The 11,467-nt window shown below is 60.6% G+C and carries 6 protein-coding genes and 1 pseudogene; 2 read left to right on the top strand and 5 right to left on the bottom strand.

Annotated features, from left to right (window positions below; translation table 11 throughout):
• The first annotated feature begins 22 nt into the window (after positions 1-22).
• The gene (ptsP, locus tag AC0R79_RS06270) at positions 23-2,536 is read left to right on the top strand and encodes a phosphoenolpyruvate--protein phosphotransferase (RefSeq protein WP_474733719.1); all 2,514 of its coding nucleotides are present in this window, start codon (positions 23-25) and stop codon (positions 2,534-2,536) included.
• Positions 2,537-2,559: 23 nt separating this feature from the next.
• Positions 2,560-4,275, top strand: a complete 1,716-nt coding sequence (gene nagE / locus AC0R79_RS06265) for an N-acetylglucosamine-specific PTS transporter subunit IIBC (protein ID WP_474733717.1) — start codon at positions 2,560-2,562, stop codon at positions 4,273-4,275.
• A gap of 83 nt (positions 4,276-4,358) precedes the next feature.
• On the opposite strand, the gene AC0R79_RS06260 is transcribed toward nagE, so the two are convergent.
• From AC0R79_RS06260 to purL, 5 genes and pseudogenes are all read right to left on the bottom strand, one after another.
• A complete protein-coding gene (locus AC0R79_RS06260) occupies positions 4,359-4,811 on the bottom strand; it encodes a hypothetical protein (protein ID WP_127797006.1) in 453 nt (150 codons plus the stop codon).
• Positions 4,795-5,433 (bottom strand): DUF6036 family nucleotidyltransferase, encoded by a 639-nt coding sequence (locus AC0R79_RS06255; RefSeq protein WP_474733715.1) that lies wholly within the window; start codon positions 5,431-5,433, stop codon positions 4,795-4,797. The genes AC0R79_RS06260 and AC0R79_RS06255 overlap by 17 nt, the downstream gene beginning before the upstream one ends.
• 235 nt (positions 5,434-5,668) lie before the next feature.
• Positions 5,669-6,919 (bottom strand): annotated as a pseudogene (locus AC0R79_RS06250) (autotransporter outer membrane beta-barrel domain-containing protein); the annotation flags it as partial.
• A 239-nt stretch (positions 6,920-7,158) separates the two neighbouring features.
• Entirely contained in the window at positions 7,159-7,470 is a 312-nt protein-coding gene (locus AC0R79_RS06245) for a YqfO family protein (RefSeq protein ID WP_085608166.1), read from the bottom strand.
• Positions 7,471-7,475: 5 nt separating this feature from the next.
• On the bottom strand, positions 7,476-11,372 hold the full coding sequence (purL, locus tag AC0R79_RS06240) for a phosphoribosylformylglycinamidine synthase (protein WP_474733713.1): 3,897 nt from the start codon (positions 11,370-11,372) through the stop codon (positions 7,476-7,478).
• Positions 11,373-11,467: the final 95 nt, after the last annotated feature.

Below are 11,467 nucleotides of genomic sequence, written 5' to 3'. Positions count from 1 at the left end.
GTTTTCCTGATGAGACCGAGCCATGCACAACAACAATAAAGAGCTGACTTTAAGCGCCCCGCTCAGCGGCCCGGTGCTCACGCTCGCCAAAGTTCCGGACGCGGTGTTCGCCAGCGGCGCGATGGGCGACGGCATTGCCATCGATCCGCTGAACGACACCCTGTATTCGCCCTGCGCCGGCGTGGTGATTCACGTCGCCCGCACCGGCCATGCACTGACCGTTCGCGCCGACAACGGCGCCGAGCTGTTGCTGCACCTTGGTCTGGACACGGTGGAGTTGCAGGGCGAAGGCTTCTCGATGCTGGTCAAGGAAGGCGCGCGGGTCAGCAATGGCCAGCCGCTGCTGCGCTATGACCTGGACAAGGTCGGCCGCCAGTGCAAAAGCCTGGTCAGCCTGCTGATCCTGACCAACAGCCAGGATTTCCAGGCGCGCCCCATCACCCTGAAAACGGTGAAGGTGGGTGAACCGCTGCTGCACATCGTCGCTCGTCACAGCGCAGCGGCGAACACAGAGGAACTCGGCGGCCCGGAAGTTCACGGCCACGTGCAGGTCGCCCATCGCGGCGGTCTGCATGCACGCCCGGCGGCGTTGATCCGCCAGACGGCGCAAGGTTTCAAGAGCCAGTCGCAGCTGCATTTCGCCGGTAAGTCGGCACCGTGCAACAGCCTCATCGGTTTGATGGGCCTTGCGATTGGCGAGCAGGACGAAGTGCAGGTCACTTGCCAGGGCCCGGACGCACAGGCGGCGTTGCAAGCCTTGCTCACCGCACTGGCCACCGCCCTGGCCGAAGATCATCACGCCGCCGCACCGGTTGCCACCACACCACGCAATCGTCCGGCCGAGGCTGGCGTGTTGCACGGTGTTTGCGCCGCACCGGGCCTGGTCGGCGGGCCGCTGTTTCGTTTGAACGCGATCAGCCTGCCGGCCGACACCGGCAATCATCAGCCCGAGCACCAATTGCAGATTCTCGACACCGCGCTGAATCAGGTCCGCAGCGAAATCGACGGCACCCTCGCCCAGGCGAAAAAACACCGCAATGCCGACGAAGAAGCCATCTTCGCCGCGCATCTGGCCTTGCTGGAAGACCCGGCCCTGCTCGACGCCGCCCAGCAATCGATTGAAACCGGCACCGCGGCGACCCACGCCTGGAGCCAGTCCATCGACGCGCAATGCGAGGTTTTGCAAAACACCGGCAGCCCGCTGCTGGCCGAACGCGCCAACGATCTGCGCGACCTCAAGCAACGGGTGCTGCGTGCCCTGCTCGGCGAAACCTGGCACTACGAAGTGCCGGCCGGCGCCATCGTCGCCGCCCACGAACTGACGCCGTCGGACCTGCTGCAACTCAGCGCGCAAGGCGTCGCCGGTTTGTGCATGGCCGAAGGGGGCGCAACTTCCCACGTGGCGATTCTGGCCCGTGGCAAAGGCTTGCCATGCATGGTCGCATTGGGCTCGGCACTGCTCGATCAGGCGCAAGGCCAATCGGTGGTCCTCGACGCCGACGGCGGTCGCCTCGAACTGACGCCGAATGCCGAGCGTCTGGCCGAAGTCCGCCAGGCGCAGATCGACCGCCAACAACGGCGCGATGCCCAGCAAGCTCAGGCCCATCTGCCGGCGGAAACCCGGAACGGCGTGGCCATCGAAGTGGTCGCCAACGTCGCGTCCAGCCATGAAGCGGCGGATGCGTTTGCCAACGGCGCCGACGGCGTCGGCCTGTTGCGCACCGAGTTCCTGTTCGTCGATCGCCACACTGCGCCGGACGTCGAAGAACAACGCGCTGCCTATCAAGCCGTGATCGATGCCATGGGCGACAAGTCAGTGATCATCCGCACCATCGACGTCGGCGGCGACAAACAACTCGACTACCTGCCGCTGCCAGTGGAAGCCAACCCGGTACTCGGCCTGCGCGGTATTCGCCTGGCCCAGGCCCGCCCGGAAATCCTCGATCAGCAACTGCGTGCGCTGCTGCAAGTCAGCCCGTTGCAGCGTTGCCGGATCCTGCTGCCGATGGTCACCGAAGTCGACGAACTGCTGCACATCCGCCAGCGGGTCGATGCGCTGTGCCTAGAGCTGGGCATCAATCAACGTCCGGAAATCGGCGTGATGATCGAAGTCCCGGCCGCCGCGCTACAGGCCGAGCAACTGGCCGAGCACGCGGACTTCCTGTCCATCGGCACCAACGACCTGTCGCAATACACCCTGGCCATGGACCGCGACCACGCCGGCCTCGCCGCACGGGTCGATGCCCTGCACCCGGCGCTGCTGCGCCTGATCGCCATGACCTGCGAAGGCGCGGCGGTGCATAAACGCTGGGTCGGCGTGTGCGGCGCCCTGGCTTCCGATCCGCTGGCGACGCCGGTGTTGATCGGCCTGGGCGTGACCGAACTGTCGGTGAGCCCGGTACAGATCGGCGAAATCAAGGACCGCGTGCGCCAGCTGCACGAAGCCGAATGCCAACGCCTCGCCCGGGACTTGCTCAAGCTGAGCAGCGCCGCCGCGGTGCGTCATGCCTGTCATCAACATTGGCCTCTGCGCTAACAAAAACAACAAGGACAAACGCCATGTACCAACTCTTCATCGAAGGCCTGCAACGCCTCGGCCGCGCGCTGATGCTGCCGATCGCGATCCTGCCGATCGCCGGCCTGCTGCTGCGCCTGGGCGACACTGACCTGCTGAACATCGCGATCATCCACGACGCCGGCCAGGTGATCTTCGCCAACCTGGCAATGATCTTCGCCATCGGCATCGCGGTCGGCTTCGCCCGTGACAACAACGGCACCGCAGGCCTCGCCGGGGTGATCGGTTACCTGGTGATGATCTCCACCCTCAAGGTGCTCGACGCCAGCATCAACATGGGCATGCTCGCCGGGATCGTCAGCGGCCTGATGGCTGGCGCGCTGTACAACCGCTTCAAGGACATCAAGCTGCCGGAGTACCTGGCGTTCTTCGGCGGCCGGCGTTTCGTCCCCATCGTCACCGGTTTCAGCGCGGTCGGCCTGGGCGTGCTGTTCGGCTACATCTGGCCGCCGATCCAGCACGGCATCAACAGCTTCGGGACGTTGCTGATGGAAAGCGGCAGCTTTGGCGCGTTCGTCTTCGGCGTGTTCAACCGCCTGCTGATCGTCACCGGCCTGCACCACATCCTCAACAACATGGCCTGGTTCGTGTTCGGCAACTTCACCGACCCGACCACCGGCGCGCTGGTCACCGGCGACCTGTCCCGCTACTTCGCCGGCGACCCGAAAGGCGGCCAGTTCATGACCGGCATGTTCCCGGTCATGATCTTCGGCCTCCCCGCCGCCTGCCTGGCGATGTATCGCAACGCCCTGCCGGAGCGACGCAAAGTCATGGGCGGGATCTTCCTGTCGATGGCCCTGACCGCGTTCCTCACCGGCGTCACCGAACCCATCGAATTCGCCTTCATGTTCCTCGCACCGCTGCTGTTTCTGCTGCATGCGCTGCTGACCGGCCTGTCGATGGCAATCACCAACGCACTGAACATCCACCTGGGCTTCACCTTCTCCGGCGGCTTCATCGACATGGTGCTGGGTTGGGGACGCTCGACCAACGGCTGGCTGGTGGTGCCGGTAGGCCTGGCGTATGCGGTCATCTACTACGCGGTGTTCGATTTCTGCATCCGCCGCTTCAACCTGAAAACCCCGGGCCGCGAAGACGTCGCCACCGCCGACAAAGCGGTCCTGACCGAAAACGAACGCGCCGGGGCTTACATCAAGGCACTTGGTGGTGCGGAGAATCTGGTTACGGTTGGCGCGTGCACTACGCGGCTGCGACTGGAAATGGTCGATCGCAACAAAGCGTCGGATGCTGATTTGAAAGCGCTGGGCGCAATGGCCGTGGTACGCCCGGGCAAGGGCGGCAGTCTGCAGGTGGTCGTCGGACCGATGGCCGACAGCATTGCCGACGAAATCCGCCTGGCGATGCCCGAATTGGGTCGTGCAGTGGCGACTGCCCCCGTCGCAGTTGTCGAAACCAACGAACCCGTCGCAGTCTCCACACCCCAGGCCCAGCAATGGCTGACCGCTCTGGGCGGCAGCGACAACGTGCTGCAACTCGACTGCATCGCCATGAGCCGGATCCGCCTGCAACTGGCCGATGGCAAAGCGCTGTCGGAAAGCCGATTGAAAGAGCTTGGGTGTCTGGGTGTGAGCGCGCTGGAAGATGGCGTGTGGCATCTGTTGGTGGGTGACCGGGCGCAGAGTTTGAGTGTGGCGCTTGAAGGATTGGTTAATCGGAGTGAGGTGAGTGCTAAAGTCTGATGGTTGCCATCAAGTTTCGACTTGAAGCGATTAAAAACAAGAAATCCGGCCTAGGCCGGGTTTTCTGTTTATGCGCATTAACCTCAAGACAGCTTTCCTCGCTGTTCTGCCTCGTAGTGCCGGGTCTGGAATGGCATGAGTGTCTGAACTTTCAAACCCAGACTTTCTTTCAATCCCCAAGCGACAGCCAACTCATCACAACGATTGCGTAAAGAAACCGCTTTTTGAGGCGTCACGTTCCGCTTGGGTGTTGAATGGGTGAAAAGCTCAAGCGCGTGAAGAGTTTCCACTACGCGGTTATCCGATACGCAAGCAAAACGAGTGAATCGCTCAAGCAGATAAGCCGCCCGACGGCGCTCGGTTTCATCGCAATGAAACGCGAGGAAGGTTTTGACCTCACTCTCAAGATTCGACTCTGAATACCAGACTTCCTTGGCGGCATTCACCAACGCTACCCCATCAGCCTGATCCAGAGGGCTTCTGACCAAAGTGTCCAATGCGGATGAAAGGACGTGATCGTCAAATGACTTCAACATCTGATTCCTCCAGGTAGTCTTGCAAAATATTGGTCAGCACCGAGGTAGGCGGCTCTTTGTTGCCAACATATACATCAATGGCCTGCAATGCCAGACGCCGGAACTCACTGGACAGAATGAAACCGGATCGAAGAAGCGCGTTGATATTCCCAATGTCGTGATCTGTAGCCCTCCCAAGCTTTGTTATAGCAACGTCGACAGGCGCTGCAATGTGGACCTGTAGTGGAGACATCTGTGAAAACTCTAAAAGCGGGATACTACGTGCCCAGTAGTCCTCATGAATCGGACCAAAACTCGTGTTGTATTGCAGGTCATAGTTCAGCTCCATCATTCGAGCTGATTGCTCGTCCATAAAAGGCTCCGGGACCTGCGCGAGCAGGGCTTGAAGATCTAGCCCGTCAGGAATGCAAGCTTCATAAATCTCAGCGTCAACATCGATGGAAATGCGGTGATTTGTATAGAGATGAACTGCGCATCCTCCGAACACAATGATCTTCACTGCACCGAAGACAGCATTCTCTTGCATCAACTCTGCTTCGACCGACTTGAACATCGAAATCAAAGCCTGCCCCAATCCAGTACTCGTATTGATGCGAGGAGTGACTACATCAAGCAATTCCATTTTAAACCTCGGATCCTGGCGATTGTTTCAACAACGAGATCGCCAAGGTAGGGATGTGATTTCCGAGGGACAACCTGAAAAAGTGGTAGGAAAAATGGTGGGTTTATCAGCTTGCAGTAAAAATTCTGACGCCCATCAAAGCTAGTCACTGTTGCGACCTCAGGTTTGAGGATCGTCCCCGATTCACCACCCGGTTTGCGGTGAGCCGGGGCGTGGGTAGACGTGCATACTGCTCTTAGAAACTCACCTGCCACTGCCCGATCAATGCGTGATTGCGACTGTTGCTGCTGAGGTCCGCGCTATACCCGACGCTGAGGGTATGACGCGCCGAAAGCCCGACATCCAGCCCGGCCTCCACCGCCAGGCTGTCTCGATCCAGCGGCGTACCTTCAACCTTGAATGCGTTACCACCCAGCACGAACGCCTGCCGGGTCTGACTGTCGACATCACCGTAAGTATGACGCCAGCCCAAGCTGGTACGCGGCTTCAGGCTGATGCCGTTCGGCAGTTGATGGCGTTGCGCCAATCGCACGCCGAACGTACTGCTTAAATTGTCCTGAGTCTGAGCATCGACAGCCAGCGCCGACATTCCACCTTTCTCGGTGAATTGATCACGGTGATACCGCTGGTATCCCAGGCTCGCGAACGGCTCGACGCTCCATCGTCCGCTGCCCAGTCGATAACCCGCCTCGGCAAATGCCTGCTGGCTGTCGGCGTCATATCGGCCTTTGGGGCGTTCGCTGAAACCGGTAAATTCAACGGTGCGTCGGTTATCCCCGTCATGACTGCTGTAAGCCGCTCCCAGGCGTAAAACAAACGGGCCGTCCTCGCGCATGGCGTAAGCACCGACATGTCAACTGCGAAGTTGGCCATCGAGGTTATGGCTATCCAGATTACTTTTCGAATAGCCGCCTAGAACGCCTATTCGCCACAAGGACGAGAGCGACCAGTCAACCCCCAGCACGCTGCCGACGGTACGTTGTTCAAGACTGTCGGTACCATGCTCGCCGTCGAGCCTGCCGTAGTTGCCTGTACCTTGCAGCCATACCCGACCCTGTGCGCCAGGATTGTTCAAGTTGCGTAAAGCGCTTGGCACACCGGAGTCTGCGAGAAATGGGGTTTGCGATGAATCCAGCCCCACCGGCAAACCACTGTCACCGTCTATTGGCTGCATCGCCATACGCATGCTGTTGATCACCGACGAACTGGCCGCAAGAGTGGCGCTGCTCAGGTTGGCGTTACTGCCAGCTGCCAGGCTTTCGATGGCCACACCAACGTCGGCAGCACTTGGGGATAGCGCGATGATCATGTTGGAAAAGACGTTGTATTGACCCCCATTTACCGGAAATCCGTGTCCTGGAGGCCCATAAATCGGGTCCGAATCAAGTAAAACACTGATTGATTGAATGCTCTCAGCGGCACGGGCACCGTTGGCCGTCCGGGCATAACTCTTGAGGTTGGCATCACGCATGTCAGGAAGGCCAACGCTATTCTGGGTATCGCCTAGCGTCTCTGCTGAACTCACCTGACTCAACAGGCCACCCAACACAACCGTTGCGACACACAGGGCTAAACGATGACAAGCAAACAGCATTTGATAATTCCTTTTTTCATTATGCCCTCATCATCGTATATAGCCCTTTGGCATTACCAGTTAAAAAACGGAAACAAAAAACCCGCTGAAATCTCTCTCAGCGGGTTTCCCGTTTCAGCAGCCAAGGAAGATCAAAAATCCTCCAACCGCCACACTTCATAAGCCGGCGTCTCGTAGGGATGGCTCAACTTAAGAGCCGCCACTACCGAGCGAATCAACTCATCGCCAACAACAAGCTCAACCTTCCACTCTTCGACCCGCTCAACCCGCCCCGCCTCACCCATGAACGGCTGACTCCCGTCCAAAGGCCGAAACTGACCAGATCCAAGCACCTGCCACGCACAGTGGTCATAATCACCGATCCGCCCACCACCGGCAGCGAACACAGCCTCCTTGACCAACTCGACATGACTGTCGGGAACAAAAAAAGCGAGCTTGTACACAGCGCTTAGTTCACCCACACACGAGCATTACGGAACATACGCATCCAAGGCGCGTCTTCGTTCCAGTCTTCCGAACGCCACGAGTTCTGCACGGCACGGAACACACGCTCCGGGTGCGGCATCATGATCGTCACACGGCCATCACGGCTGGTGAGACCGGTGATCCCGCGCGGCGAACCGTTCGGGTTAGCCGGATAGGCTTCAGTGACCTTGCCATGGTTGTCGACGAAACGCATCGCCACGCAACCGGACAGATCAGCTTCCAGCAGTGCTTCTTCGCTGGAGAACTCGGCATGGCCTTCACCGTGAGCGATGGCGATCGGCATGCGCGAACCGGCCATGCCCTGCAGGAAGATCGAGTTCGACTCCTGAACCTGAACCATCGCCACGCGCGCTTCGAACTGCTCGGAGCGGTTGCGCACGAAGTGCGGCCAGAACTCGCTGCCCGGGATCAGCTCGTGCAGGTTGGACATCATCTGGCAACCGTTGCACACGCCGAGGGTGAAGCTGTCGTTACGTTCGAAGAAGCCCTGGAACGCATCGCGGGCACGGCTGTTGAACAGTGCGGACTTGGCCCAGCCTTCACCGGCGCCGAGAACGTCGCCGTAGGAGAAACCACCGCAGGCCACCAGACCTTTGAACTCGTTCAGGTTGACACGGCCGGCCAGAATGTCGCTCATGTGCACGTCGATCGCGTTGAAACCGGCGCGGTCGAACGCAGCGGCCATTTCCACCTGACCATTGACGCCCTGCTCACGCAGCACGGCAACCTGTGGGCGAATGCCTTTCTTGATGTAAGGCGCAGCGATGTCCTGGTTGACGTCGTAGCTCAGCTTGACGCTCAGGCCCGGGTTGTCTTCTTCCAGCAGCGCATCGAACTCTTGCTCGGCGCAGTCGGCGTTGTCGCGCAGACGCTGGATCTGGTAGCTGGTCTCGGCCCACTGACGTTGCAGCAGACGACGCTGGCCTTCGAACACGGTGTCACCGTTGAAGGTGATGTTGATCTGGCCATTGTTGATCGGCTGACCGATCACCGACACACAGTCGCCCAGACCGGCAGCGCTGAATTGCGCGAGGATGTCCGGGGTGGCGTCCTGGCGAACCTGGATCACGGCACCCAGTTCTTCGTTGAACAGGATGGCGGCGATTTCAGCGGAGCTTTCGGCAACGCTGTCCAGGTTAAGGCTCAGACCGCAGTGACCGGCGAAGGCCATTTCCACCACGGAGGTCAGCAGACCACCGTCGGAACGGTCGTGGTAAGCCAGCAGGTGACCGTCGGCGTTGAGGCCCTGGATCACTGCGAAGAAGGCTTTCAGGTCTTCGGCGTCGTCGACGTCCGGAGCCTGCTTGCCGAGCTTGCCGTGAACCTGCGCCAGGATCGAGGCGCCCATGCGGTTCTGGCCGCGACCGAGGTCGATCAGGATCAGGTCGGTGGTGCCCTTGTCCATGCGCAGTTCCGGGGTCAGGGTCTGACGGATGTCAGCCACTGGCGCGAAACCGGTCACGATCAGGGACATTGGCGAGGTGACAGTCTTGTCTTCGCCGTTGTCGTTCCAGCGGGTGGCCATGGACATCGAGTCCTTGCCGACCGGGATGGTGATGCCCAGCTCAGGGCACAGTTCCATGCCGACCGCTTTCACGGTGTCGTACAGACGCGCGTCTTCGCCCGGGTGGCCGGCAGCGGACATCCAGTTCGCCGACAGTTTGATGTCGGAGAGCTTGTTGATGCGCGAGGCGGCAATGTTGGTCAGGGTTTCGCCGATGGCCATGCGGCCCGACGCCGGAGCGTCCAGCAGCGCCAGCGGAGTGCGCTCGCCCATCGCCATCGCTTCACCGGTGTAGACGTCGAAACTGGTGGCGGTGACGGCAACGTCGGCCACCGGAACCTGCCATGGGCCGACCATCTGGTCACGGGCCACAAGGCCGGTGATGGTGCGGTCGCCGATGGTGATCAGGAAGCTTTTGCTTGCCACGGCCGGGTGGTGCAGGACGCGTTCGATGCTTTCGCCGATGTCGAGGTTCGACGGATCGAAGTCATCACCCAGCTCGGCTTCGCGAACCACCGAACGGTGCATGCGCGGGGCCTTGCCCAGCAACACTTCCAGTGGCATGTCCACCGGGTTGTTGCCGAAGTGGCTGTCGGTCACGGTCAGTTGCGGCTCGGCGGTAGCTTCACCGACAACGGCAAACGGGCAACGCTCACGTTCGCAGATCGCCTTGAAGCGCTCGAAATCGGCCGGGCCGACCGCCAGAACGTAACGTTCCTGGGATTCGTTGGACCAGATTTCGTGCGGGGCCATGCCCGGCTCGTCGTTTGGAATGTTGCGCAGTTCGAAACGGCCACCGCGGTCGCCGTCGTTGACCAGTTCCGGGAAGGCGTTGGACAGACCGCCCGCACCCACGTCGTGGATGAAGCTGATCGGGTTCTTGTCGCCCAGCTGCCAGCAACGGTCGATGACTTCCTGGCAGCGACGCTCCATTTCAGGGTTTTCACGCTGAACCGAAGCGAAGTCCAGATCTGCAGAACTGGTGCCGGTGGCCATGGAGGAAGCAGCACCGCCGCCCAGACCGATCAGCATCGCCGGGCCGCCGAGGACGATCAGCTTGGAGCCGACGACGATCTCGCCTTTCTTGACGTGTTCTTCACGGATGTTGCCCATGCCGCCAGCGAGCATGATCGGCTTGTGGTAACCGCGAACTTCGTCACCGTGCGGGGTGGTGATCGATTGTTCGAAGGTACGGAAGTAGCCGGTCAGGGCCGGACGACCGAATTCGTTGTTGAACGCGGCGCCGCCCAGCGGGCCTTCGATCATGATGTCCAGCGCGTTGACGATGCGCTCAGGCTTGCCGTACGGCACTTCCCACGGCTGTTCGAAGCCCGGGATCTGCAGGTTCGATACGGTGAAACCGGTCAGGCCGGCCTTCGGTTTGGCGCCACGACCGGTTGCACCTTCGTCGCGGATCTCGCCGCCGGAACCGGTGGACGCGCCCGGGAACGGAGCGATCGCGGTCGGGTGGTTGTGGGTTTCGACCTTCATCAGGATGTGCACCGGTTCCTGCACCGCGCCGTACTGGCGGGTTTCCGGATCCGGGAAGAAGCGGCCGGCGACGTTGCCGACGATCACCGAAGCGTTGTCCTTGTAAGCGGACAGCACGCCTTCGCTGTGCATCTGATAGGTGTTCTTGATCATGCCGAACAGGCTTTTTTCCTGGCTCTCGCCGTCAATATCCCAACTGGCGTTGAAGATCTTGTGGCGGCAGTGCTCGGAGTTGGCCTGGGCGAACATCATCAGTTCGATGTCGTGCGGGTTGCGCTTGAGACCGTTGAAGGCGTTGACCAGATAATCGATCTCGTCTTCAGCCAGGGCCAGACCCAGTTCGACGTTGGCTTTTTCCAGTGCGGCGCGACCTCCGCCGAGGATGTCGATGGCGGTCAGCGGTTTCGGTTCGGCGTGGCTGAACAGACCGGCGGCCTGCTCGAGGTTGGCCAGAACGATCTGAGTCATGCGGTCATGCAGTACGTCTGCAATCTGCTGCGCTTCGGTTTCGCTGAACTGACCGGCCACGTAGAACGCGATGCCGCGCTCCAGGCGCTGGATCTTGCTCAGGCCGCAGTTGCGGGCGATGTCGCTGGCCTTGCTCGACCATGGCGAGATGGTGCCGAAACGCGGCAACACCAGGAACAGACGACCGGTCGGCTCTTGAACCGGAACGCTTGGACCGTACTTCAGAAGGCGCGCAAGCACCTGCTGTTCGTCGCCGGTCAGGACGCCGGTGACTTCGGCGAAGTGAGCGAATTCAGCATACAAGCCACTGACAGCCGGAACCTTCTGGCTCAGTTGCTCAAGGAGTTTGCTGTGGCGAAAGGCAGAAAGGGCAGGAGCGCCGCGCAGGATCAACATCTTCGGGACAGCCTCGGGAAGGGGTGTGCTTTGAGGCCGTGCATTCTAGCCTAAACCGCCCTCAACATCACCCGAAACGCTACGCACGGTTGCAC

The organism is Pseudomonas sp. HD57-3 (genome assembly GCF_056113135.1).
This window is presented reverse-complemented; position numbering and strand designations above follow the sequence as displayed.